General features: G+C 72.7%; 23 protein-coding genes. 18 read left to right on the top strand and 5 right to left on the bottom strand.

Going from position 1 to position 23,515, the window contains the following annotated elements:
• Positions 1-55 precede the first annotated feature (55 nt).
• Entirely contained in the window at positions 56-781 is a 726-nt protein-coding gene (locus tag ACIO9K_RS17860) for an alpha/beta fold hydrolase (protein WP_400330842.1), read from the bottom strand.
• Between ACIO9K_RS17860 and ACIO9K_RS17855 the strand changes: the two genes are divergently transcribed.
• From ACIO9K_RS17855 to ACIO9K_RS17825, 7 genes are all read left to right on the top strand, one after another.
• On the top strand, positions 780-1,250 hold the full coding sequence (locus tag ACIO9K_RS17855; protein ID WP_400330839.1) for a hypothetical protein: 471 nt from the start codon (positions 780-782) through the stop codon (positions 1,248-1,250). The two genes, ACIO9K_RS17860 and ACIO9K_RS17855, sit on opposite strands and share 2 nt — an antisense overlap.
• A 156-nt stretch (positions 1,251-1,406) precedes the next feature.
• A complete protein-coding gene (locus tag ACIO9K_RS17850) occupies positions 1,407-1,901 on the top strand; it encodes a hypothetical protein (protein ID WP_400330836.1) in 495 nt (164 codons plus the stop codon).
• A gap of 413 nt (positions 1,902-2,314) precedes the next feature.
• Positions 2,315-3,103 (top strand): CehA/McbA family metallohydrolase, encoded by a 789-nt coding sequence (locus ACIO9K_RS17845; protein ID WP_400330833.1) that lies wholly within the window; start codon positions 2,315-2,317, stop codon positions 3,101-3,103.
• Between the two features lie 153 nt (positions 3,104-3,256).
• Positions 3,257-3,457 (top strand): hypothetical protein, encoded by a 201-nt coding sequence (locus ACIO9K_RS17840; protein ID WP_400330830.1) that lies wholly within the window; start codon positions 3,257-3,259, stop codon positions 3,455-3,457.
• Positions 3,458-3,508: 51 nt separating this feature from the next.
• A complete protein-coding gene (locus tag ACIO9K_RS17835; protein WP_400330827.1) occupies positions 3,509-4,057 on the top strand; it encodes a hypothetical protein in 549 nt (182 codons plus the stop codon).
• Between the two features lie 324 nt (positions 4,058-4,381).
• Entirely contained in the window at positions 4,382-7,198 is a 2,817-nt protein-coding gene (locus ACIO9K_RS17830) for a hypothetical protein (protein ID WP_400330824.1), read from the top strand.
• Between the two features lie 514 nt (positions 7,199-7,712).
• A complete protein-coding gene (locus ACIO9K_RS17825) occupies positions 7,713-8,411 on the top strand; it encodes a hypothetical protein (RefSeq protein ID WP_400330821.1) in 699 nt (232 codons plus the stop codon).
• A 279-nt stretch (positions 8,412-8,690) separates the two neighbouring features.
• Here ACIO9K_RS17825 and ACIO9K_RS17820 read toward each other — a convergent pair whose 3' ends face one another.
• Positions 8,691-9,743 (bottom strand): ATP-binding cassette domain-containing protein, encoded by a 1,053-nt coding sequence (locus ACIO9K_RS17820; RefSeq protein WP_400330818.1) that lies wholly within the window; start codon positions 9,741-9,743, stop codon positions 8,691-8,693.
• A gap of 359 nt (positions 9,744-10,102) precedes the next feature.
• Here ACIO9K_RS17820 and ACIO9K_RS17815 point away from each other — a divergent pair, with 359 nt between their 5' ends.
• The 8 genes from ACIO9K_RS17815 to ACIO9K_RS17780 all read left to right on the top strand — a co-directional run bounded on the left by ACIO9K_RS17815 (position 10,103) and on the right by ACIO9K_RS17780 (position 19,325).
• Positions 10,103-10,546 carry a pyridoxamine 5'-phosphate oxidase family protein gene (locus ACIO9K_RS17815; protein ID WP_363587946.1) on the top strand — a complete coding sequence of 148 codons (444 nt, stop codon included), beginning with the start codon at positions 10,103-10,105 and terminating at the stop codon, positions 10,544-10,546.
• A 44-nt stretch (positions 10,547-10,590) separates the two neighbouring features.
• Entirely contained in the window at positions 10,591-13,686 is a 3,096-nt protein-coding gene (locus ACIO9K_RS17810; RefSeq protein ID WP_400330814.1) for an amino acid adenylation domain-containing protein, read from the top strand.
• Positions 13,683-14,921, top strand: coding sequence for a cytochrome P450 (locus tag ACIO9K_RS17805; RefSeq protein WP_400330811.1), 1,239 nt, complete (start codon positions 13,683-13,685; stop codon positions 14,919-14,921). Before ACIO9K_RS17810 ends, ACIO9K_RS17805 begins: the two co-directional genes overlap by 4 nt.
• Before the next feature lie 59 nt (positions 14,922-14,980).
• Positions 14,981-16,288, top strand: a complete 1,308-nt coding sequence (locus tag ACIO9K_RS17800; RefSeq protein WP_400330808.1) for a cytochrome P450 — start codon at positions 14,981-14,983, stop codon at positions 16,286-16,288.
• Between the two features lie 145 nt (positions 16,289-16,433).
• Positions 16,434-16,967, top strand: a complete 534-nt coding sequence (locus tag ACIO9K_RS17795) for a pyridoxamine 5'-phosphate oxidase family protein (protein WP_363620668.1) — start codon at positions 16,434-16,436, stop codon at positions 16,965-16,967.
• Entirely contained in the window at positions 16,964-17,269 is a 306-nt protein-coding gene (locus ACIO9K_RS17790) for a hypothetical protein (protein WP_363620670.1), read from the top strand. Before ACIO9K_RS17795 ends, ACIO9K_RS17790 begins: the two co-directional genes overlap by 4 nt.
• 141 nt (positions 17,270-17,410) lie before the next feature.
• Positions 17,411-18,367 (top strand): WYL domain-containing protein, encoded by a 957-nt coding sequence (locus ACIO9K_RS17785; RefSeq protein WP_363620672.1) that lies wholly within the window; start codon positions 17,411-17,413, stop codon positions 18,365-18,367.
• Between the two features lie 391 nt (positions 18,368-18,758).
• Complete coding sequence (locus ACIO9K_RS17780; RefSeq protein ID WP_350879292.1) at positions 18,759-19,325, top strand: carbonic anhydrase; 567 nt, start codon at positions 18,759-18,761, stop codon at positions 19,323-19,325.
• Positions 19,326-19,417: 92 nt separating this feature from the next.
• Here the strand turns inward: ACIO9K_RS17780 and ACIO9K_RS17775 are convergent, their stop codons facing one another.
• Complete coding sequence (locus ACIO9K_RS17775) at positions 19,418-19,930, bottom strand: DUF1877 domain-containing protein (RefSeq protein WP_400330803.1); 513 nt, start codon at positions 19,928-19,930, stop codon at positions 19,418-19,420.
• Between the two features lie 246 nt (positions 19,931-20,176).
• Between ACIO9K_RS17775 and ACIO9K_RS17770 the strand changes: the two genes are divergently transcribed.
• The 3 genes from ACIO9K_RS17770 (at position 20,177) to ACIO9K_RS17760 (ending at position 21,425) form a co-directional block, all read left to right on the top strand.
• Positions 20,177-20,398: a hypothetical protein gene (locus ACIO9K_RS17770; protein ID WP_400330800.1), complete on the top strand. Its 222-nt coding sequence runs from the start codon at positions 20,177-20,179 to the stop codon at positions 20,396-20,398.
• A gap of 179 nt (positions 20,399-20,577) precedes the next feature.
• Entirely contained in the window at positions 20,578-20,928 is a 351-nt protein-coding gene (locus ACIO9K_RS17765; protein WP_400330797.1) for a hypothetical protein, read from the top strand.
• A 137-nt stretch (positions 20,929-21,065) separates the two neighbouring features.
• Entirely contained in the window at positions 21,066-21,425 is a 360-nt protein-coding gene (locus ACIO9K_RS17760) for a hypothetical protein (RefSeq protein ID WP_350879294.1), read from the top strand.
• 163 nt (positions 21,426-21,588) lie between these two features.
• Here ACIO9K_RS17760 and ACIO9K_RS17755 read toward each other — a convergent pair whose 3' ends face one another.
• Positions 21,589-22,641, bottom strand: a complete 1,053-nt coding sequence (locus ACIO9K_RS17755) for a hypothetical protein (RefSeq protein ID WP_363620679.1) — start codon at positions 22,639-22,641, stop codon at positions 21,589-21,591.
• A 274-nt stretch (positions 22,642-22,915) separates the two neighbouring features.
• Entirely contained in the window at positions 22,916-23,512 is a 597-nt protein-coding gene (locus ACIO9K_RS17750; RefSeq protein WP_400330792.1) for a TetR/AcrR family transcriptional regulator, read from the bottom strand.
• Positions 23,513-23,515 lie beyond the last annotated feature (3 nt).

Raw genomic sequence — 23,515 nt, 5'->3', positions numbered from 1 at the left:
CCGACCCGATGCCCGACCCGCAGACCGAGATCACCTCAGGTCAACGATGTACTACTCAGGCGAGCTTGAGGAGCAGTTCACTCAGTTCCCTCGGCATGGTGATCATGCAGTCGTGGCCGGTCGGCAGCTCCCAGACCTGCGCGGCGGAGCCGTTGGGCTGGATCGGGGGGACGGGGCGGCGGGTGATGCCCGGCGGCGTGGGGCCGACGTTGTGGATGTGCGTGCGCGGGATCGCGTCCGCAGCCGGGTTGTCCAGTCGCACGGATTGCCGAAGGCAGCGCACCGCCTGGTCCGTGAGCGTCTCGCGCAGCCAGGCCACGTCCGCCGGGTCCGTGACGCCGAACAGGCCGAGGGGCGCGGGCAGCTCGGGCATCGGGGGGACGCGCCAGCCGCTCTCGGACTTCTCGGCGAGCTCGATCATCCGCCGCCCCACGGGTTGGACGTCGACCGCGGACTCGCCGTCCTGCGGGACCAGCGCGTCGAGGTAGACGAGGTGTGCGATGCGCTCCGGGATCCGGTTGGCCACGGAGGAGATCACCAGCCCCGCGTAGCTGTGGCCGACGAGGACGACGTCGTCGAGGTCCTGCTCGGCGACCAGCCCGACCACGTCGTCGACGTGCGTGTCGAGTCCCACCTCCGGTCCGAGCAGGTGCGCCTTGTCCCCGCAGCCGGTCAGGGACGGCGCGAACACCCGGTGCCCGTACGCCTCCAGCAGCGACACCACCCGCTCCCAGCAGCGCCCGCTGTGCCAACTACCGTGTATCAGAAGGAATGTGGACATGAGTGAGAGCCCTTTCCCCTTTCGCGCCCCGGTACAGTCCGAGCACGAAAGACATGCTGCTGCACCCGACGAGGCACAGGCAACAGGACACTTCTCGGCGCCGTTGCTCACCCGGCCGGTGGTCACGTACTGCCCCATCGAGGACTACCGGGACGTGCTGCGGCCGGTACGGCCGACGGCACTGCTCCGGCCACCGCGGTTCTACGAGAAGGCCGCCGGTGAACTCATCGCACGGGCACAGGCCTGGCCGCGATCGCGCCGCTACGTCTACGACGCCGCCATGTGGGTCGGCCGCAGGGTGGCCGACAACCGCTGGTCCCACCGCCGGTCCTCGGTACCGCCGCGCATCGCGTACGCCGCCGCGTTGCGCGGAGTCTTCCTGCCGCTGCGGGCGACCACCGGGATGGACCGCATCCGCCTCGCCTACACCGCGTCCGCGGCCATGCCCGAGAGCGTCCTCGGGATCTGACAGATCTGGGGGCTCGATCTCCGCGAGAACTACGGTCCCACCGAGACCGGAGCGTGCCCCGTCGCGCACTTCGACCAGCCGGTCCCCCGCCCGGGGACGATCGGCAGGAAGTTCGCGGACCCGCGCTTCGAGGTGAGAGTCGCGGACGACGGCGAAATGCTGACCCGCGCACCGCTTCTCCTCACCGGATACTGGCCCGATCCGGAGGAGACCGAGGCCGTTCTCCGGGGCGGCTGGCTGCACACCGGTGACCTGGTCGAGTACACGCCCCACGGCGACATCCGGCTCATCGGCCGCAAGAAGGACGTGATCGTCACCCGGGGCGGCAAAACGATCAGTCCTCACGAAACCCGGTTGAAGGAGAGCCCGCTGATCAACGAGGCGATCGTCGTCGGGGAGGCGCGCAAGTACCTCACCGTCCTGCCGGAGCCGAGCACCACCGCGGACGCCCTGTCGGCGGAGGCCTCGACCGAACGCCTGCGGACGGGGGTCGACCGGGTCGACGCGGATCTCGCGCGAGCGGAACAGCTGAAGGACTTCCGCGTTCTGCGCAACGCTGTCGTGAGGTCGTTCGCCACACCGATCGACGAGATGTACGACGCGAACGACGACGTGGCGACCGCCGACCACGTGCGGTCGAGGTCGGACTAGGCCTGTTGACCATGGGCGTTGCGGACGCGAGCCCCCGGAGGACGGCGGCCGGGGTTTTCAGCGCCCTTCGGCGGGGCGGGGCCGCCGACGCCCCTACCCGTGCGAGGTCCGCCGCATGCCGTCGGCGAGCGTCTCACGCCCTGATTGGATCTCGGCGCGACGGAACCACCTGCCCTGCCTGCGCGTTGGCTCGACAGGACTTGAGGGGGAACCTTGTCGAGTTTGCGCTTCCCGCCAGCGCGGGCGGTCGGACGCGGGGCGGCCTGGTACCGCGGGGACTGCCATGTACACTCCGTCCACTCGGACGGGGAACTCACCCCCGATGAGTTGGTCGTTCGGGCGCGCGCCGCCGGGCTCGCTTCATCGCGACAACGGAGCACAACTCAGCCGCGCCCCCTGGTGTATGGGGGCAGTTGGCCGCCGACGACTTCTTGATCCTCCTCGGTGAGGAAGTGACCACGAAGACCGGGCACTGGCTCGCGCTCGGCATCGATCCCGGCGAGGTCGTCGACTGGAACCACCAGGTCAGGGACGGACTGGTTGACAAGTGCCTGGACCAGGTCCATCGAGTAGGAGGCCTGTGCGTGGCCGCACACCCGCATGCGCCCTACCCGTCCGGCGACTTCATGTTCCCCTTCCGGGGCTTCGACGTGGTGGAGGTGTGGAACGGACTGTGGACCTCGGACCGGCCCTGGAACGCCGACAACGAGGCGGCCCTGGCAGAGTGGGGGCGGAGCCTCGCGGCGGACATCCACTCGGGTTCGTGGCGGCCGGCGATGGGCAACAGCGACACCCACCTGGAAGGTCAGATCGGCATCCCCCACACCGTGGTCTTCGCCGAGGAGCTGGGCACCGAGGCGATCCTGGCCGGAATCCGCGCCGGCCGCAGCTGGATCGCCGAGTCGGCGGACGTGGACGTGTCGTTCACCGCCAGTGCCGATGGTCGCGTTGCCGGGGTGGGAGAACGACTCGCGACTCACGGCGGGCAAGTGGAAGTGCGGGCATCAGTACAAGGCGTGCCGACTGGGTCCGTCAGCTTCCACACCGATCGAGGAAAGGTCCACCGGACACTTCTCCCCGCCGACGGGGTGGGCGTGGTGCAGTGGGACACGACGGCGGAGGACTCGGCGTCAGTCCGCGTCGAGGTCCGCCACCCCAACGGGAACGTCGCCGCACTCACCAATCCGATCATCCTGACCTGACCGCTTGCTTCATCGTGATGCGCGCACGCGACGGAGGTCGCCGTCCCGGACGCCCTCGTTCTGACGGGACGGGACGAGGACAGTGTCAACGTCTGGTTCCACGACGGCGACCGCTCGTGGGCGGCGCTGTCCACGGACGGTGGTGGGGGCGCGGTGCTGTTCCAAGGCGGCCCGCGGCGGATCGGCGACGAGGTGATGACCGCCTGGTCCCAGTGGGAGGCGCTCGGGTCGCCGGACCTGTACGACTACGGGATCACCGTCACCCCCGAGGAACAGTGGGCGTGGCAGGGCGGCCCGGGCGGCCCCCGCTGGCCCGTCGCGCAGGTCTCCCCGGTCGTCCCGGTCGGACGCTGACCGGGGAGGCCGGCCGAGCGGTCAGTCGTTCAGTGGTACAGGCTGGTGTCCATGGACACCGCCTCGACAAGTGAACCGGCCGAAGACCTCAGCGTGTTGACGTTCGACCAGCTCACCGCGTTCGCCGAGCGTCCCGGTCGGCATCGTGGCGAGCTGGAGGGCGTCCGGGAGATCAGCGCCCTGCGCGCGTACCGCTCCGAGGATGGTGCCGGACCGGCGGAGCGCAGGCAATGGGCGAAGCTGTCGCTGCGGGTCAACGCGCGCCTGCACGGCGACGGCTCCTGGGGACAGGCACGCATGGCCCAGAACGACTTCATGCTCCGGGCGTGGATCATCGACCGCCTCGGTCCCGACGCCCAGGACCCCGACTGGGACCCTGACGTTCTCGCCGCCGACACCCTCGCCGAGCTCGCCCTGAGTCCTGCGGAGGCCGGCGCTCTGGGTGCCCGGTGGCGGGCCCTGCCTGCCGAGCAGATCGGTGAGCTACGCCGTCTCAAGAATCTGACCGGCCACCTCGACCTGATCATCGGACACCTACGCCCTGGTCGCAGTCGCGACGAGCTTCAGGAATGGCTGGCCGTCCGGCCGCTTCTCCCCTGATCCGGGTGGCTGGCCGTCCGACGGCGTGTCGGCTGGTGTCAGCGTCAAGGGCTGTCCGCTCGACCTGTAGGTAGCGGAGAGAAGTCCAACGGATCCCGGCGGGGCCGGAATTGATTCGCGAAGATCCCTTCCGCCTCCCGGTCGAATCTGACAGCATCGTCGGTCATCCGGTGATCGGTCGGCGGTGATCGGTACGCCGACGTGCCCCTCGGCTTCGTCCGTCCGCGGCTGATCCGCGCACGGACCGGATCGATGAACGCGTCCGGTGGACTCCACCGTAGGAGGTAGAAAGGCGGTCGCCCGGCCGCATCACGTGGAGGAGATGTGACCACCGAAGCCGGCACCCCGGGGCCCGCCCTCCGCCCCGCGCGCTGGGTCCGCGCCAGGCTGCGCGCGAGCCCGCTGGCGGCCCTGTTCACGGCGGCCCTCGTGCTCGTCACCGTCTTCCTCGCGGCGGCCTTCCCCCGGATCGCGGACCGGAACGCGGACGCGGCGCTCGGGGACTACGTGAGCCACCGGGGCATCTATCCGACCAGCCTGCACGCCACCTCCCGAACCCGACCGACCGACACCGCCGACGGCCTCGACGCCGTGCAGCGGGAGCTCGTCGCGCGGGTCGGCAGGGAGCTCCCGCTCTCCGAAGCGGGCCTGGCCCACGGCGCCCGCACCGCGTTCAACGACATGGCCAACCCGGGGTACGCGCGGCTCGCCGAGGAGACCGCCCCGGGACTCTCCCTGGCCTACCTGCACGGCCTTGCCGACCGCGTGACCCTCACCGACGGCACGTGGCCGGGCAACGCGCCCGCCGCCGGCCCGCTGCCGATCGTGCTGAGTCGGACGGCCGCCGATACCGTCGGCATCAAGCTCGGCGACGTCGTCGACAGCGGCACCGGCGGACCCACCGGGTGGCGGACCACCGTGGTGACCGGCTTCTACCGCGTCGACGATCCGCTCGACCCGTTCTGGGACGGCCTCGGCTGCCCGGACCGAGCCTGCCTGAACCTCGGCACCAACGGCGACAACCGCTGGCAGACCACCGGCTTCGTCGACGGCGCGAGCCTGTCCGCGCTGACCGGTTGGGGCCACACCGTCGAGGACTTCTGGCGACTGCCCGTCGACCCCGGCTCCCTGCGCGCCGACCGGCTCGACCGGATCCGCGCCGCCGTCCGGCCCTTCCTGACCGGACGGGACGCGACGGCGCTGGTCACCGCGACCAAGCGCGCGGACCTGCACATCAGCTCCTTCCTGCCCGACGTCCTCACCCGGGCGGCCGCCCGCTACCACACGGCGATGGCGCTGAGCGCGATCGGACCGGCAGGCGCCGCGGGCGTCGCCACCGTGGTGCTGCTCCTGGCCGCGGTCCTCGGCACCGACCGGCGCGCCACCGAGATCCGGCTGCTGCATGCCCGCGGTGGTTCACGCCGCGCGGTGGTGCTGCGCCTGCTCGGCGAGGGTGCGGTGACCGTCCTGCCCGCCGCCGCGCTCGGGACGCTGCTCGCCGTGCTGCTGCTGCCCACCCCCCGGTGGGGGCACGCGCTGCTGGCGGCCCTCGCCACGACGCTGCTCGCCCTGCTGGCCTTCCCGGCCCGTGTCGCCCTGCTGTGGTCGCGTCAGCGTGCGGCCCGCGGCCGGGGCCGGGCGATCGGCACCCTGCGCCGGGTGACCGGCGAACTCACCGTTGCGGCCGTCACCGTCGTGGCCGTGGCCGAGGTCCGCCGACGCGGCGTCGGCCACGCCGGGTCCAGCGTGGACCCGCTGTTGGCGGCCGCCCCGCTGCTGCTCGCCGTGACCGGCGGACTGCTGCTGGCCCGGATCGTGCCGGTGGTGCTCGGGCAGCTGGCCGCACTCACGAGGCGTGGCCGCGGCCTGATCGGGTTCCTGGGCCCGGCCCGTGCCGCCCGCGACGGCTCGGGTCGTCGGCGGCGGTCCCCGTTGCCGGTGCTCGCGCTGCTGATCGCCGTCACCACGACCGGTTTCGGCGCCACCGTGCTCGACACCGTGGAGCACAGCCGAATGCGTGCCGCGCGGGCCGCGACCGGCGGCGACATCGCCATCGCCGTCCCGGACTACGCCACCCTGCCGGAGTCGTTCACCAAGACCGCCGCCGAACTGCCAGGAGCCCGGAGCTCGACCGGGGTCCGCGTCGACTCCAGGGCCCTGTTCATCGGCGCCGACCAGGACTACACCAAGGCCGTCCTGGTGGTCGCGGAGCCGCGGGCGTACGCGGAGATCGCCCGGAGCATCGGGGCCGGCGAGTTCGACGCGGCGCAGCTCGTCGGTGCCCCCGGCGGCGCCGACACTCCGGTGCCCGCGCTGTTCAGCCGTGACCTGGCCGGGCGGCTGGCCGCCGGCACGCCCAAGGTGCACCTGCTCACCGGGAACGAGCTGCTCACCACCGTCGCAGGGATCGTCACCGCCACCCCGGCCCTGCCGGACCCGGGTCTGCCGTTCGTCGTGGTGCCCGCCGGTCCCGCCGCGCAGCGCCTGCCCGAACTCGGCCGGATGAACAAGTGGCTCGGCGTCGGCGACTTCGACCCCGACCAGGTCAGGGCGACGCTCCTGGAGCGGGGCCTGACCCAGCCGACGGGCATCACGAAGCTGATCGCGCAGGACGCCGCGGCCGCGGGCCGGGGCACCCACGGGCTGCCTCCCGGGTACACGGTGGGCAGCAGCCGCGAGTACGCCGAGCAGCTCGCCGAGGACCCGTTGCAGCAGGCCGCCGGGCGGCTGTTCCGGTACGCGGCGGTCGCCGGCGCGGGGTTCGCCCTGCTCGCCGTCCTGCTGACGCTGTTCCAGGCCGCGCCCGACCGCGCGACGGTGCTCGCCCGGTTGCGGACCATGGGTCTGCGGCCCCGGCAGGGGCTGGCGCTGATCGTCGTCGAGGCACTGCCACAGGTCCTGGCGGCAGCCGTTGGCGGCGGTCTGGTCGCCGCGGCGGCGGTCGGACTGCTCGGCCCGGCTTTCGACATCTCCACGCTGGTCGGTGCCGAGGTCGGCAACGCCCTGTCGCTCACGGTGGTGCCGGTGCTACTGCCCACGGTGGGCCTGGCGCTGGTGGCCTGCGTCGCGGTGGTGCTGGAGGCGGTGGTCGCCGGCCGGCGCCAGATCGCCACCGAGCTACGTGCCGGGGACGGGCGATGACGCCGGAGCAGGCGCGGTAGCCGCCTCGCCGCCGTGTCGCCCGGCGCCTCACCCCAGCGCCTCACCCCGCCGCCTCGCCCCAGCGGCGCGGGTGCCTGTGCCGCCGCGTGGGCCTGCTGCTCGTCGCGCCGTCCGCTGGACTCGCGCAGCCGGGCGAGGCCTTCGGCCGCCGCCAGGGCGAGCAGTCCGGGCAGCAGGTCGGTGCTGCGGGCGGCCACCCGGCGGCTGCCCTGGGTGGCCGCCCACCACAGGTCGGTGCTGGCGTTCAGCCGTGCACACGGGCGGGCGGGGAGTCTCTCCGCCCCGGGCTGGAGGGCCTACGTCCCGGGTTTGAGCTACCGACAGACCCCGGACGCGGCCGGTCGGCCGGCCCATGCGGCCGGGAGCCGTTCGTCGGCACCCTGGCATATTCCGTGGACTTCGGCTGATACTGCCAATGGTCGGGCACCCGTGGCGCACCTCTGTCAGCCTGCGGATCGCCCGGTTCGCGTACGGGTCCGCAGAAAGGCGCATCGTGACTGACACCTCGACAGTTCCGCTGTCCACCGGGCTTCCTGGTGACCCTGACCGGCTGCACCTCACCATAACCTGCGAGATCGGCCCGGTCCTGGCAGCCGGTGAACGCTCGCAGACCCACCGATTGCTCGCCCGCTACCCGCAGGAACGGGATACCGCCGAGATCCGGCGTCCCCACGACGGTCTCCGCCAAGTCGCCCTATTGGGTCTCTGCCGGATCCCCATGGACAGCGGGTCGGTGAGCACGGCGCTCCTGGCCGACCTGGAGAACACGATCCCGCGCGGGTCGGAGGTGATCAGCGCGGTTCGCCGGGATGCGCTCGCAAACCAGAACGACCGGTCCGAGTTCACCACGGTGCTGCGCAAGATGCTCGGACAAGGGCCGTACGGCGACCTCGGAAACCTCCTCATCGTCAACGAGTTCACGTTCGACGACGGCTGGGACGATCCCGGTCTCGGCGTGCTGCTGCTGGGCGAGCTCGTGGCACGCGCCGGCGGCGGGCCCTGCGTGGTGGCCACCGCGCCGAAATTCCTGAACGGCGCCCAGGGATATCAGCGGACCCTGGCCGTGCTGAGCGCCGCAGGCTTCCGCCCGCTGCGCGGGCACACGACGATCGTCGAGCCGTCCGGCCTTCCGGCGTTCTCCGGACCGGCCGGGACGGCGTTGATCCGCCTCCGCCGCGCCTCGGGCGGCTGATCGTCGGCGCCGGCTGATCGCTTCCCGGCCAGCAGGCCGCGGATCCAGGCGGTGAAGTGGGACCACCACAGGCTCCTCCCCCGGTCCTCTCGCCTCCTCCCCCTCCTCCCCCGGCGCGGACCGGCGCCGCCAGCTCTGCGGCCACGGCTTTACGTTCGTAGTCGTCCGCGAGTTCGGCGGCCGCAGCCTGTCTCTCGGCTTCCACGGCGACCTTCCCATCCAGCTGTCCCATGGTTTCCACTCCCTTGACCATCACTGCTTCGACCATCACCGGAGTTACTACTTCCGGTGGGAGCGCCGAATCCCCCGCCGGGAGTTCCCACGGGCGTTCCGTGCCCACCGGCGCCGCCCGGACCCGGAAGCCGTCCGAGGCGGCTTCCCCAGCTCGTTCTCCTCGGCCGCGTGGCCGGTGAGGAAGAGAAAGACGTCGTCGAGGGTGGGCCTGCGCAGGCCGATGTCGTCGATGAGGACGCCCAGCCCGTCCAGCTCGCGGATGACGTCGGCGAGCACCCGGGCGCCCCCGCCCACCGGCACGAGGATTCGCCGGGTGTGCTGCTCCACGCTGAGCGGGCCCCCACCGTACGGGGTGAGCGCCGCGACGGCCGCACCGATCTGCTCGCGGTCGTGGACCACCACCTCCACCCGCTCGCCGCCGGTCCTAGTCTTGAGGTCGTCGGCGGATCCGCGTGCGATCACCCGGCCGTGGTCGACCACGACGATGTCGTGCGCCAGCCGGTCGGCCTCCTCCAGGTACTGGGTGGTGAGCAGCAGGGTGGTGCCCTCCGCCGCCAGCATCGCGATGACCTCCCACAGCGCCAGCCGGTTGCGCGGGTCCAGACCGGTGGTGGGCTCGTCGAGGAACATCACCGGGGGCCGCACCACCAGCGCGGCCGCCAGGTCGAGCCGGCGGCGCATGCCACCGGAGTAGGTCCTGGCCGGCCGGTCGGCCGCCTCGGCGAGGTCGAACCACTCCAGCAGCTCCCGGGCGCGCGCCTTGGCGTCCCTGCTCCGCATCTGGTAGAGCTCGCCGACCATCTGGAGGTTCTCCCGGCCGGTGAGGTACTCGTCGACCGCCGCGTACTGGCCGCAGAGGCCCAGCAGGCTGCGGACCCGGCCGGGGTGCTTGAGCACGTCCACCCCCGCCACGTGGGCGCTGCCCGCGTCGGGCCGCACCAGGGTGGTGAGCACCCGTACCGTGGTGCTCTTGCCGGCGCCGTTGGGGCCGAGCAGGCCCAGCACCGTCCCCTCCGGCACGTCCAGGTCGACCCCGTCCAGGGCCCGTACGTCGCCGAAGTCCTTCACCAGGCCCTCGGCCCGGATGGCCGCCCTCATGTGCCCCTCCTTCTCCTGGAACCAGCCGGGAACCACCTGGCGGCCGGCACTGGCAGGATCCCCCCGGAGCGCCCGTCGTGCTCTTCGGCGGGGGAGCGGAGGCACCGCGTGCGCGGCCGCCGGGATGCGAGCCACCCGGGTGTGGTGGAAACGTGGAAGGGAGAGCCCGGCCCGGCCCTGGCCGCCCCACCGGGTTCCCGAAGGCCGTGTGCACCGGACGAGAAGGACCGAGGACCCGCACGGACCTGCGGCGGTCACACGCCGGCCGCCCCGAGGCCCCCGCCGGCTCACGCTCCCTTGCGCGAATCGATACCGGATGCGGCTCCTGCCGAATCGAGGCGGTACCAGTGGATCTCAGGATGTCGGTCGAAGCCCGGGAGGCGTTCCTCGCAAGCCCGCACGTGGGAATCCTGGGGGTGGACGACGCGCGCGACGGCGGCGGACCGCTGCTCGTCCCGCTCTGGTACTCCTACCGGCCCGGCGGGCTGGTGACGATCCAGACCGGGCGGACGACGCTGAAGGCCCGGCTCATCCGCAGCGCGGGCCGGTTCAGCCTCTGCGCGCAGGTCGAGTCGGCGCCCTACCGCTACGTCAGCGTGGAGGGGCCGGTGGTGGCCGTCGAGGACCCGCTGCCGCCGGCCGCACGCGAGGAGCTGGCCTGCCGGTATCTGGACGCGGACACGGCGGCGGCGTACCTGGACGCCAACCGGCGGCAGCTGGCCGACGACGTCCTCATCCGCATGAGGCCCGAGAGATGGCGGACCGCCGACTTCGCCGCCTTCGCCAAGGAGTTCGAACCGTAGCCACCCGCGCGCGGTCCGTGTGCGGCAGAGAGCGTGACGTCCCGATGAACACCCGAACAACGACGCATCAGGAGACGGCCGAGCACGCCGCGGCGGTGCCGTATCCACGCGATCGCTGCCTCCACGAGCTGTTCGACGCCCGGGCGGTGCACCGCCCGCGGGCCATCGCCTCCGTACAGCACGGCCGCGGCATCAGCTACGGCGAACTCAAGCTCCGCTCCGACGCGGTGGCGGCCCGGCTGCACGACTCCGGCGTGCGGTACGGCGACACGGTCGGGGTGTGCGGGGCCCGCTCTCCGGAGGCGCTGGTCGCGTTCCTGGGCATCCTCAAGACCGGTGCGGCCTACGTCCCGCTCGACGACGCCTCGCCACCCGCGCGTCTGCAGGCGATGGCCGAGGACGCGGGGGTGCACACCGTCGTCACGCTGCCCGGCAGCTCCCGCCGTATCCGGCGCGTGCGTTCCCGCATCGACCTGGGTGGCCTGGCCCCGACCACCCCGACCGCCCCGGCCGCGGTGCCGCAGGCCCGGGTGCTCCCCGCGGACTGCGCCTACGTGATGTTCACCTCCGGCTCGACCGGCCGCCCCAAACCCGTGGCGATCCCGCACCGCGGAATCGTCCGGCTGGCCGCCTCCGACCTGGTCCGGCAGCGGCCGCGGCCCGGTGAGCGGGTCCTGCACGCCTACGACCTCTCCTCGGACGCCTCCACGATCGAGATCTGGCCCGCGCTGCTCGCCGGCGCCTGCATCGTGATCGCCGACCAGGAGGAACTGCTGTCGCCGACCGCCCTGGAATCTCTGCTGCTCTCCGAGCGGGTCAGCATCGCCTACCTGACCACCGGGGTGTTCCACCACATCGCGCGCACCAGGCCCTCGGCGCTGCGGTCCCTGCGGTTCGCCTCGGCCGGAGGCGAGGCGATGGACGCGGAACTGGCCCGCGCGATACTGGCGGCCTGCCCGGACACCACCGTGGTCAACTTCTACGGCCCGACCGAGAACAGCGTGGTGTCCACCGCACACGCGCTGCACGACCTGCCTCCCGAGGCGACGGCCGTGCCGATCGGCCTCCCCCTGGAGAACTCCACCTGCCACGTGCTGTGCCCGGACGGCACGCTCGCCGACGCCGGCGAGGAGGGCGAGCTCCTCGTCGGCGGGGACGGGCTCGCCCTGGGGTACCTCGGCGACCCCGGGCTGACCGCCGAGCGCTTCGTCGACGACCTCGTCGAGCCCGGTACGCGCCTCTACCGCACCGGTGACCGCGTGGTCCGGCGCCCGGACGGCGTACTGGAGTACCGGGCCCGGGTGGACCGGCAGATCAAACTGCGCGGGCACCGCATCGAGCCGGACGAGGTGGAGGCGCGGCTGCGCGCGGACGACGCGGTGGGCGAGGCCGTCGTCGAACGGGAGGGCGACGCCCTGATCGGGTACGTGACCCCGGCCCGCCCCGGCCAGGCACTGACCCTGGACCGCATCCGCAGCGGTCTCGCCAGCTGGCTGCCCGCGGCCGCGGTGCCCGCGCGGCTGGTGGAACTCGCGCGGTTCCCGGTGACGGCCGGGGGCAAGGTCGACCGCGCCCGGCTGCGCAGGCTGACGGCGACCGAGCAGGCGGCCGTCCCGGCGACGGTGAACGGCACCGCGTCCGGCCCGCAGGACACGGTGGCCCGGATCTGGCAGGTGGTGCTGGGTGTGCACCCGGCGCCGGGCGACAGCTTCTTCGACATCGGCGGCGACTCCCTGCTGGCAGCCGAGGCCGTCACCCGTACGCTGGCCGCCTTCGGCCTCGACGCCCGGCACGGCCGCACCCTCGTCCACAGCCTGCTGCGCTCCCCGACACTGGAGGACTTCACCGCCGCCGTCGCCGCCGTCCAGGGCCCGCACGGCAGGGTGAACGCCGACGCGGGCCCGGTGAACTTCCGCGCCGAGTCACGGCTGGGCTTCACCCTCCCGCCGACGCGCGGGCCGGAGCCGGACTGGCACCACCCCGCGGAGGTGCTGCTCACCGGCGCCTCCGGCTTCGTCGGCGCCTTCCTCCTGGACGCGCTGCTGCGCCGCACCGACGCCCGGGTGTGCTGCCCGGTGCGAAGCCGGGCCCCCGCCCACGCCCTGCAGAAGGTGATGCGCAACCTCGCCCGCTTCGGCCTCGCCACCCCCGAAGCCGCCGACCGCATCGTGTGCCTCCCCGCCGACCTCGCCGAGCCCGGCCTCGGACTGGAGCCGGGCCGCGCCGACGAACTCGCCGACACCGTCGACCTGGTGATCCACTCGGCCGCGCAGGTCAACTTCATCTATCCGTACGACGCGCTGCGCCGCACCAACGTGGAAGGCACCAGGGAGCTCATCCGACTGTCCGCCGGGCGCCGGGTGCCGGTGCACTTCCTCTCCACCATCGCGGTGCTCGCCGGCTTCGGAACCGCCGGCGTACGGCACGTCGACGAGGACCTGCCGCTCGACCACGCCGACGGGCTCACCATGGGCTACGCCGAGAGCAAGTGGGTCGCCGAGGAGGTGCTGCGCGACGCCGCGGACCAGGACCAGGGCCTGCCGGTGGCGGTCTACCGTCCGTACGAGATCACCGGCGACCGGCACACCGGCGCGTGCAACACCGACACCGCGATCTGCTCGCTGTTCAAGACCATCAGCGAGACCGGGCTCGCCCCCGACATCCGGCTGCCGCTGGACTTCGTCCCGGTGGACTTCCTCTCCGACGCCCTGGTGCACATCGCCACCACCCACCGCGCCACCCGCCGGACGTACCACATGACCAACCCCCGCGCTGCGAGCCTGTGCGACATGCTCGACCGGATGGACAGGGCCGGCCACCGAATCTCCCGGCTCCCCTACGAGGAGTGGGTGGGCGAGCTCGTCCGCCACGTCGCGCAGCACCCCACGAGCCCCACGGCCCCGTTCGTCTCGCTGTGCGTGGACCGCTGCAAGCAGGCCGACATGTCCGTCAAGGAGATGTACTTCGAGGGCACCTTCCCGACCGTCGGGCGGGCCAACGTCGAGCACGACCTGGCCACCTCGGGCCTGCACTGCCCTCCCGTCGACGCGGAGCTGCTGGACCGCTACCTGGAGTACTTCTACACCACCGGTTACATCGAACGCCCCTGCCCCCGCCACCCGGAAGGGGCGCGGGCATGAGCGCACGGCCGCCCGGTGCGCGGGGACCCGGCGCCGAGCCGGACGTCCTGGACTTCCCGCTCCCGCCGCCGGGCACCATGGGGCCGCCCGAGGAGTCCGCGCGGCTGCGCGAGAACTGCCCCCTGGCCAGGGTCAGGCTGCCGATGGACGCGACCGCCTGGTACGCCACCCGGCACGAGGACGTCCGGATGCTCTTCGCGGACCCCCGGCTGATCAGGCCGACCATCAACGACTGGCCGCCGCGTCCCGGGCAACCCGCGGACGACGGGCCGCGCCTGGTCACGATCGCCGAGCTCGACGGCCCCCGGCACGCGGCCCTGCGCCGGGCGCTGGCCGAGCCGTTCAGCTCCCGGGCCGTGCGCGACCACCTGCCGCGCATCCGCGGGCTGGCCGGGCGACTGCTGCGGGCGTTCGAGGACGACGGCCCGCCCGGCGACCTGGTCGCCGGCTTCACCGACCCCTTCCCCCTGCTCGTGCTCTGCGACCTGGTCGGCATCCCCTTCGAGGACCGGGACCGGTTCCTCCCGGTGCTGGACGCGGCCCTCGGCGGCATGGTGACCTCGCAGGAGGGGCGCCGGGTCACCGACCTGCTGCGCGAGTACGTCGCCGCACTGATCGCCCGGAAGCGGGACCGGCCCGGCGACGACGTCCTGACCCGGCTGGTCCGCCGGTGCGACGACGGCGGGCTGACCCCCGACGACGTGATGGCCTTCGGGCTGTCCATGCTCACCGTCGGCTTCGGCATCAGCAGCTTCTTCCTGGCCGACACCGTGCACACCCTGCTCGACCGGCCGCACCTGTGGGCCCGCCTGCGCGACGACCGGGAGCTGATGCCCGGCGCGGTGGAGGAGTTCCTGCGCTACATGCCGGTGATGAACGGCACCGTGATCCTCCTGGCGACCGAGGACATCGAACTGCACGGGCGGACGATCCGCGAGGGCGACGCCGTCATCCCCGTACCGGCCTGCGCCAACCGCGACGAGCGGGTGTTCGCCGACGCCGACCGGCTCGACCTGGACCGGGCCGGCGCGACCACGGGCCGCGGGGGCCACCTCGCCTTCGGACGAGGAGCCCACAACTGCCTCGGCGCCCACCTGGCCCGCGCCGAACTGTCCGCGGGAGTCGAGGCGTTGCTCGACCACTTCCCGCGGCTGCGCCTCGCCGAAGGACAGGAACCCGCCTGGGACGACGAATCCGTGACCAAGTCACCGCTGACCCTCCCGGTCAGCTGGTGAGACCCGACCGGCCACCTCGCACGCGATCACACCTCGTACGCGACCAGGGAGCACCGCCAGTGAGCAGCTCACCGCCGCAACCCGCCGCCGACCCGCCCGCCATCGGCCTGCCTGCCATCGACCTGCCCCTCCCGCCGCCGGGCACCATGGGCCCGCCCACGCAGTACGGGTGGCTGCGCCGGGAGTGCCCGCTCGCGGAGGTCCGGCTGCCGATCGGCGCCACCGCCTGGTACGCCACCCGCTACGAGGACGTCCGGGACCTGATCGCGGACCCCCGGCTGATCCGGCCGACCATCAACGACTGGCCGCCCCGACCTGACCGGGCCGCCGACGACGACGAGCCGGGCCTGATCACGATGATGGAACTGAACGGCCCCCGCCACGAGGCCCTGCGTCGCGCTCTGGCCGAGCCGTTCAGCGTCCGTTCCGTCCGGCGCCGGGTGCCGCGACTGCGCCGGTCGGCCGATGGGCTGCTGGACGACTTCACGGCCGCCGGGCAGCCCGGCGACCTGGTCGGCGGCTTCCTGGAGCCCTTCCCGCTGCTTGCCATGTGCGAGCTGGTGGGCATCCCCTACGAGGACCGCGAGTACTTCCTGCCCAGGGCGGACGCCGCCCTCGGGGCGATGGTCACCCTGGACGAGGGCCGCGAGGTCACCTCCGAACTGCGCGAGTACATCGCGTCCCTGCTCGACCGCAAGCGGCGCGAGCCCGCCGACGACGTCCTCACCGAGCTGGTCCACGCGTGCGGGCCCGGCACCCTGGACGGGGAGAGCGTGGTGAACTTCGGGCTCTCGATGCTGGTCGCCGGCTACCGCACGAGCACCATGTTCCTGGCCGACTCCGTGGTGGCCCTGCTGACCCCGCCCGACCACTACGCCCGGCTCCGCGACGACCGCGGCCTCATACCCGGCGCGGTGGAGGAACTCCTGCGGTACATACCGGTCATGAACGGAGTCGTGGTCCTCCAGGCCGTCGAGGACATCGAGTTGCACGGCCGCAGGATCCGCGCGGGCGACGCCGTTCTGCCCGTCCTCGCCTCGGCCAACCGCGACGAGCGGGTGTTCACCGACGCCGACCGGCTCGACCTGTGCCGGGCGGAGAACCCGCACCTCGCCTTCGGCCGGGGTGCACACAACTGCATCGGCGCGCACCTGGCCCGGGCCCAGATGGCCGTGGGACTGGAAGCCCTGCTCGACCGCTTCCCGCGACTGCGCCTCGCCGAAGGACAGGAACCCGCCTGGGACGACGAATCCCCGAGCAAGTCACCGCTCACCCTCCCCGTCAGCTGGCACGTCACCACCGCTGCCGCTCACGGGGTCGGCGAGCCACCGGAACGACCGCGAAGCCACCGACCCCCGCCACCGTGAGGCACCGCCGAGGTGCAGAGGACACCGCACAAGGGAGGACACCGCGGGAAATACGACAGAGGATGTCGGGTTTCGCGCAGACAGTGGGTTCACCGGTCGGCGCCGTGGTGGCGCGGACCGGGACGACGGACGGACAAGGACCCTCATGCGCGAAACACCCGACGAACTCCACCGGCTCCAAGCCCTCCTCCACTCCTCGCTCTCCCGCTCCACGGCACACCTGCGGTCGATCATCAGCGACGAGCGCACACTCACCGCCGAGCAGCTCACCCGCGTGCTCACCGGCATGTGCACGCTCGCGCTGTCCACCGTGACGGCGAAGGGCGAGCCGCGGATCAGCGGCGTGGACGGGCACTTCCTTCACGGGAAGTGGCACTTCGGCACCGCACGCGGCTCCGCGAAGGCCCGGCACCTCGCCGCCCGGCCCGCCGTCAGCGCCGCGCACCTGCGCGGGGAGGACCTGGGCGTGTTCACCCACGGCACCGTGGAGATCCTCAACCCCCACGGCGGCGAGCCGGCCGCGGACTGGCCGGACCTGCTCGCGTACTTCCGGGACTTCTACGGCGACGACGCCTTCGACTGGGACAACGACGTGGTCTACTACCGGCTGCACCCGCACTGGACGGCCGCGTTCGCCCCGGACCTCGACAAGCTCGGCGAGAAGGCGGACGCGGCATGACCCCGCCCGTACCGGACCCGCGAACGCCGGACCCGCGAACGCCGGCCCCGCACGCCGCCGGGGCCGACCGAAGGCGCGACACCATCGACGTCGCGGGCGCCCGCACCGACAACCTGCGCGAGGTGTCCCCGAGCATCCCCAAAGGCCGGCTCGTCGCCTTCACCGGCGCCAGCAGCAGCGGCAGCGGCAAGACCTCACTCGCCGTCGACACCCTGCACAGCGAGGCCCGACTGCGGCACCTGGAGGGCCTTTCGCCGTTCGTACGCCAGTACATCACCCAGCGCAACCGCCTACGGGGCTGACGTACGGCGCCCGCGTGCGGCGCCCGCACGAACGGCAGGGCCGCGTGCGTGGTCCGCGGCGCGGGCCCGGCGAGGATGGTGCCGCGCCCGTACGCCGGAGGTCCGGGCGCGCGACGACGACAGGCGACGGAGGGCAGTGACGTGCGGGCGAGCCGGGCCATTGCGCTGCTGCTGCTCCTCCAGGCCCGGCGGACGATGACCGCTGCGGAACTCGCGGCCGAGCTGGAGGTCTCCGAGCGCACCGTGCAGCGGGACGTCACCGCGCTGGTCGAGGCCGGGGTACCGGTGTACGCCGAACGCGGCCGGGGCGGGGGCTACCGGCTCGTCGACGGCTACCGCACCCGTCTCACCGGTCTCGAACGCGCCGAAGCCGAAGTCCTGCACCTGGCCGGGCTACCGGGCCCGCTGCGCGACATGGGCCTGGCCGGGCACGCCCTCGCCGCGCGGCTGAAGGTCGCCGCCGCCCTGGGCGACGCCCCCGCGGCCGCCACCCGGCGGTTCCATCTGGACGCACCGGCCTGGTTCCGCGACGCCGAACCCCCTCCGCTGCTCACCGAGGTGTCGCGCGCCGTGTGGGAGGACCGCGTGCTCCACGCCCGCTACGCGGCGCGCGGCGGCACCCGGGAGCGGCGGCTGGAACCGTACGGCCTGGTCCTGAAGGCCGGGCAGTGGTACCTGGCGGCGCGTGGCCCGTCCGGCCGGGTCGGCTCGTACCGCGTCGACCGCTTCGAGACCGCCGAGGCCGGCGACGAACGGTTCGAGCGCGACCCGGAGTTCGACCTCGCCGGCTACTGGAGCGCGGCGGCGCGGGAGTTCGCCCGCGCCATGCTGCGCGAGCGGGCCATGGTGCGCCTGAGCCCGCTCGCCGTCGAGAACCTCGCCGTCCTGCTGGAACCGACCGCCGCCTCCGACGCCCTCGCCACCGCGGGCCCCCCGGACGCCGACGGCTGGGTCACCGTGACCCTGCCGGTCGAGACCTGGGACATCGGCTACTTCGAACTCCTGCGTCTCGGCCCGGAAGCCGAGGTCCTCCACCCGCCCGAACTCCGCGCCCGTCTGACCGAGGCGACCCGCCGCGCCGCCGCGCTCTACACCTGACCGCCCGCTCCATCAACCCGGTCTCGGACGGCACCGGGGAGGGCACCGGCGTGATCCCGGACACCGACGAAGCCAAGTGCCCCGATGCCCGAACGAGTTCTGGGCCATCCGCAGCAATGTGGCCCGTGCCCGCTTGCGCCTGCCGCCAGGGCACCCACGCCACGCTGAACAATTGGCCGGGCCGAGACACAGGGACGTGTCCGAGCGATGTCGAGGGGAACAGCCGATGGACAGAACCGGACACCCGAGCCGTAGAGCGCTCCTTGCCGGCGGGCTCGTGGGCGCCACGGTCGCGCTCGCGGGGTGCACATCGACGAGGGCGGACTCGCCGACGACCAGCGCTTCGCCGCAAGCACGGCCCAGCACGCCCGCCGCGGCATTCACGAGGCTGATGGAAGGCAACAAGCGCTGGGTGAGCGGGAACCTTCAACACCCCGACCGGGATCCGAACCGGCGTCAGCTCGTGGCCCAGGAACAGGAGCCTTTCGGGGCGATCCTCTCGTGCATCGACTCGCGAGTGCCGCCCGAGCTCCTCTTCGACACCGGTCTGGGCGACCTTTACGTGATGCGCACGGGCGGGGAGGCGGTCGGCCCGGTGGTCACCGGCTCTGTCGAGTACGGGCCCATGACGAGTGGCACCCCCCTCGTCGTGGTCCTCGGGCATCAGCGCTGCGGCGCTGTCAAGGCAGCGTACGAGTCCCTTCGTGACGACAAACCGTTGCCCGGCAACCTGCAAGCGATCGTCAAGGCCCTGCAGCCGGCGTACGAACAAGCGGTCCGGGAGGGCGGCGCCGACCCGGTCGAGACCATGGCCCGCGCCCAGGTCACGCTGACCGCAGCCGACCTGCGCTCCAACCAGGACCTGGCCCCACTCGTGGGAAAGGGCGCCCTCGCCGTGGTCGGCGCCTACTACTCGCTCGACACGGGCGAGGTGGAAGTCCTGTCTGGCGCGCCCTGACCGGTCGGACGACGAACCGGCGCCATCAAGTGGTCGGTGTCGGACGACCGGACCGCTCCCTGTTGTCGGTCGACTCGAAGAAGCCTTCCGAGTCAGTCCCACCACAGCACGACAAGGAGGCGCCTCCGAGCCGCTTCCTCGTAGAACCCGCGTAGCGCGCCGAAGTGGGCCAGCAGGTACTCCGTCGGATCGCCGACGAACCCGTAGCCGAGCGTGGAGCCCGCACCGCTGTCCACGACCGAACGGAGGATCGCTTGCATGTCGATCTCCCCGAGCAGCGTCGACACCCGGGCGACGTCGGCTGGGTGGAGGGCCGTCGGAGTGGAGTTGCTGAAGAAGGCGATCGCATGCCGGTTCGCGTTGAGGAAGCCCAGATCGATTCCGCTGTCGCCATGGGTCGCGCTCCTGAGCGCCTCCCGGTGGACAGCGTCGAGCCGCGCCAGTTCGCAGGCACGCTTCAGCATGGAGGGCGCCCAGTCCAGATCCAGACAGTCCCCGGACGGCGGATCCCAACGATGATCCCCGTCCGGCGACTCGGCAGCGGACCGACGACAGGCGTCGAGGTACCCCGCCGGGACTCGGGCAAGTTGCTGGATGATGGCCATGACGGCAGTATCCCGACGCTGTCCACCTGATTTGCCGCTGCTTCATCAGGGCCCGTCGTTCTGACGGATGGACAGCGCCTCGGCAAATGAACCGGCCGGGGGCCTCGGCGTGTTGACGTTCGGCCGGCTCACCGCATTCGCCGAGCGTCCTCGTCGGCATCGTGGCGAGCTGGGGGGCGTCCGGGAGATCAGCGCCCTGCGCGCATACCACTGCGCGGACGGCCTCGGACCGGCGGAGCGCAAGCAATGGGCGCCCGCGGCCGGGGCCGAGTGGTCGGCACCCTGCGCCGGGTGACCGGCGAACTCACCGTTGCGGCCGTCACCGTCGTGGCCGTGGCCGAGGTCCGCCGACGCGGCGTCGGCCACCCCGGGTCCAGCGTGGACCTGCTGTTGGCGGCCGCCCCACTGCTGCTCGCCGTGACCGGCGGACTGGTGACCCGGTCGGGACGGGTGCAGTCATCTGACTGATCCCCGCGCCCGTCGCGGTACCGGCGATCGCGGTCAGATGACCGATGCCGTACCGGCGACTGCCGCGGCACAGTGGAGACGTTCCACGAGCAGACACCTCGTCACCACACCATGGGAGTCATCACCGTGAACAACCCGTCCGGCAGGCTGGCCAGGACGGCCGGCGCCTGGGCCTCGCCGTGGCCGCGCTGACCACCGTATCGGTCTCCCCCGCGGCGGCGGGCACCGCTGCCACGGCCGGCTGCACGAAGTACTTCAAGTTCGACAACGTCCAGGTCGAGGTGGACAACTGCTCGGACGGCTGGGTGTGGATCAAGGTCGGTGACGGCACCTACTTCAAGGGCTCCGTCCGCGCCACGGACGACTTCAACAGCGAGAAGACGGAGCTGGCGGTGGACCAAGGCAAGGATGTCGCGACGAAGTACTGGGTGAAGATCAAGAGCATCAAGATCTGCGGCACCAAGTATCTCGGCTGGGCCCCGCCCCGCCCGTACTGGACCTACTGCACCAACGAGATCAACGTCTACTGAGCAGGACCCTGCGGTCCGGGCCGTTCGGCCCGGTGGCCCAACCCGCCGGCACGGTAGGGGCGGTGAGCCCTACAGATCCTTCGCCACCGCCTGCCGTGCCGGCACCACCAGCACACCTACGGAAAGGTGGTTCACGCATGTTCACCTCGAAGGCGATGCTCCGCGGCTCGGCCGCTGCGGCGACCGTGGTCACGGCCCTGATCGGCCTCGGCGCCGGATCGGCGCACGCCGCCGGCTGGCCGCCGCCGCAGCCGGGCGCCCACCTGTACACCGGTACCGGCGGGAGCGGGGCGGTGACCACGATCGACCTGGGCGACTTCGGCACCTGCCACACCCTGTCGGCGCCCGCCCGCTCCGTCCAGGTCGCCTCCGGCTCCGCGTCCGTGGTGCTGTACTCGGGCGCGGACTGCGCCGGTGCGTACCCGTGGGCCACCGGCTCGCTGGCCCAGTCCAACCTGCCCTGGGCGATGTGGAGTTACCGGGTGGTCCCGGCCTGACGGACGCCGCAGCGGCTTCGGACGGCCTCCCCGGGCGGAGGCCTCGGACGCCGGTACCGGGGGTGTGGAAGCCGGTCGGCTCGCGCCCCCGGTACCGGCGTCTCCTGGTGGGGCCCGTCGGAGCCCGGTGGGACCTGACGGTTCCGGCCGGTCTCCGCGCCGGTCAGGCCGAGCGCGCCTGGGCCCAGTTGTAGAGGCGGTGGGCACTGTCACCGAAACGGGTGGCGTACAGCGTGCCGGGCTGCCCGCCCGCGAGGTCCTCCGTGGTGGTGGTGACGCCGACGACGGTGCCGGCGCCGGTCCGGGTGTCGAAGCGGGCGAAGTGCGGGCCGCCGCTCGCCCCGTGGGACATGTCGCAGGACTCGCCCCACAGCAGGGGCGCCTTGGGGGCGGGCCGGTTCGCTCCGGCGCAGTGGATCATGCGTGAACCGGCGTACTTGGCGCTGGGGTCGTTGAGCCGGTCCTTCGGGTAGCCGAAGGTGTGGATGAACTCGCCCGCCGCGGGCCCGGTGAACGCGATCCGCTGGCTTCCGGTGGCGTCCGCGAGCCGGCGCCCCTCGGCTGACGGGTTCGCCACGAGGACCGCGCTGTCGTAGCCGGCGAGGGCCACGTCGTTCGAGGTCGTGCCGGCCGGATCAGCGTCCCAACGGGAGGACGTGGCCATGGACTTGATGCTGAATCCGCCGAGCGGCTTCGTCCCGTTGCGGTAGCCGGGCACGAAGTAGAGGTTGTGCCGCCAGGTGTCGTCGGCGGCGGGCGCCCCGACGCCCCGCAGGCAGTGCGCCGCGGTGACGACGGTGCTGCGGTTCGCGCTGTTGACGACGGTCGCGGTGCAACTGCCGTCGTAGCCGTCGGAGAAGGTGAAGAAGAGCCGGCCGACGCTCCGGTCCACCGCACCGCCGTGGGTCCAGACGGCGCCGGGGTCCGGCGTGTTCGGCGGGAGCGGACGCGGATCGTCGGGCGTGGTGTCGTCCTCGGGCACGGGGGTGATCTCGGGGACCAAGGCGCCCGCCAGCTTCATCCGGTCGGCGGTCCAGTAGGCGTCGATCCGGCCGCGCTCCTGCGCGGTCGTGGCACCGGCGTGCGAGGTGACGGAGTCCGGTTCCGCGGCGAGGGCCGCGGTGGGCAGCAGCACCGTCGCTGCCGTGGTCGCGCTCAGCAGGAAGGCGCCCGCGGCGGAGAGGCCGCGGGGGTGTGCTCGGCGTGTGGCTGACATCGTTGCCCATCTCGGTCGGGTGCGGTTCATGTCGGGTGCGGTCCGTACGCGGGTGCGGTCCGTACGCGAGGGGGCGGCCGCGGTCCGCCCCCTCGCGTCACGGATATCCGGCACTGTAGGAACAGAACGTCAGGTCCTGGTCTGGAGCTCGTATCGCTCTTCCATCGGTACCGTCAGGTTCCGGTAACGGCGTCTCATCCTCGTACCGGTGCCGGGTGTGCGCTCCGGTCCGGCCGAGGGTTTGCGTCCGCGACGGTCGCCCCGTCCCGGTCGGTCAGTGCCGGTCGAGCAGGGCGGCGAGGTAGCGTGCCACCTCGCCGCGCAGTTCCTCCGGTGTCGGCACGTGCCAGTGCCCGCTTCCCGCGGCGCCGTTGAACAGCAGGCCGTCGCACCAGCGGATCAGCCGTCGGGCGTCGGCCACCGGGTCGGCCGAGCCGCTCCGCGCCAGCAGGGCGGCAGCGGTGTCGGTGAAGCGCGCGCCCAGCCGGTCGTAGCCGGCGCGCAGTTCGGGCCGGCGGGCGGCTTCCAGGGCGAGTTCGAGGCGGGCCAGGGTGAGGCTGCGCCCGGTGGTGAGCGCCTCGTGCAGCAGCTCGGCAACGCCTTGGGCGAGCAGGTTGCGCGGGCAGGCGTCCGGCGCGGGCCCGCCGGCCATGAGCGGGTGGCCTCCGGCCTCGCGTTCGACGATGCGGGTGAGGGCGAGGTCGAGCAGGGCGGCCCTGGTCCGGGCGAGGTTCGAGGTCGAGCCGGCGGGCAGTCCGGCCTCCTCGTCCACCGCGCGGTGGGTCAGCCCGCGCAGGCCGCGCTCGGCGATCAGGGCGATGGCGGCGTCGGCGATCAGCGTCGGGCGCGGCGGTGTCATGGATCCGATCATGGC

Origin of the sequence: Kitasatospora sp. NPDC087271, assembly GCF_044744605.1 — a bacterium.
Taxonomy (GTDB): domain Bacteria; phylum Actinomycetota; class Actinomycetes; order Streptomycetales; family Streptomycetaceae; genus Kitasatospora.
This window is presented reverse-complemented; position numbering and strand designations above follow the sequence as displayed.

What these genes read in the sequence shown, in the direction of transcription:
- ACIO9K_RS17855 (WP_400330839.1), top strand. Translation starts at nt 780, where the DNA reads ATGAGTGAGAGCCCTTTCCCCTTTCGCGCCCCGGTACAGTCCGAGCAC.
- ACIO9K_RS17860 (WP_400330842.1), bottom strand. Translation starts at nt 781, where the DNA reads ATGTCCACATTCCTTCTGATACACGGTAGTTGGCACAGCGGGCGCTGC.
- ACIO9K_RS17850 (WP_400330836.1), top strand. Translation starts at nt 1,407, where the DNA reads ATGCTGACCCGCGCACCGCTTCTCCTCACCGGATACTGGCCCGATCCG.
- ACIO9K_RS17835 (WP_400330827.1), top strand. Translation starts at nt 3,509, where the DNA reads ATGGACACCGCCTCGACAAGTGAACCGGCCGAAGACCTCAGCGTGTTG.
- ACIO9K_RS17820 (WP_400330818.1), bottom strand. Translation starts at nt 9,743, where the DNA reads ATGAGGGCGGCCATCCGGGCCGAGGGCCTGGTGAAGGACTTCGGCGAC.
- ACIO9K_RS17815 (WP_363587946.1), top strand. Translation starts at nt 10,103, where the DNA reads ATGTCGGTCGAAGCCCGGGAGGCGTTCCTCGCAAGCCCGCACGTGGGA.
- ACIO9K_RS17810 (WP_400330814.1), top strand. Translation starts at nt 10,591, where the DNA reads ATGAACACCCGAACAACGACGCATCAGGAGACGGCCGAGCACGCCGCG.
- ACIO9K_RS17805 (WP_400330811.1), top strand. Translation starts at nt 13,683, where the DNA reads ATGAGCGCACGGCCGCCCGGTGCGCGGGGACCCGGCGCCGAGCCGGAC.
- ACIO9K_RS17795 (WP_363620668.1), top strand. Translation starts at nt 16,434, where the DNA reads ATGCGCGAAACACCCGACGAACTCCACCGGCTCCAAGCCCTCCTCCAC.
- ACIO9K_RS17790 (WP_363620670.1), top strand. Translation starts at nt 16,964, where the DNA reads ATGACCCCGCCCGTACCGGACCCGCGAACGCCGGACCCGCGAACGCCG.
- ACIO9K_RS17780 (WP_350879292.1), top strand. Translation starts at nt 18,759, where the DNA reads ATGGAAGGCAACAAGCGCTGGGTGAGCGGGAACCTTCAACACCCCGAC.
- ACIO9K_RS17775 (WP_400330803.1), bottom strand. Translation starts at nt 19,930, where the DNA reads ATGGCCATCATCCAGCAACTTGCCCGAGTCCCGGCGGGGTACCTCGAC.
- ACIO9K_RS17770 (WP_400330800.1), top strand. Translation starts at nt 20,177, where the DNA reads ATGGGCGCCCGCGGCCGGGGCCGAGTGGTCGGCACCCTGCGCCGGGTG.
- ACIO9K_RS17760 (WP_350879294.1), top strand. Translation starts at nt 21,066, where the DNA reads ATGTTCACCTCGAAGGCGATGCTCCGCGGCTCGGCCGCTGCGGCGACC.
- ACIO9K_RS17755 (WP_363620679.1), bottom strand. Translation starts at nt 22,641, where the DNA reads ATGTCAGCCACACGCCGAGCACACCCCCGCGGCCTCTCCGCCGCGGGC.
- ACIO9K_RS17750 (WP_400330792.1), bottom strand. Translation starts at nt 23,512, where the DNA reads ATGATCGGATCCATGACACCGCCGCGCCCGACGCTGATCGCCGACGCC.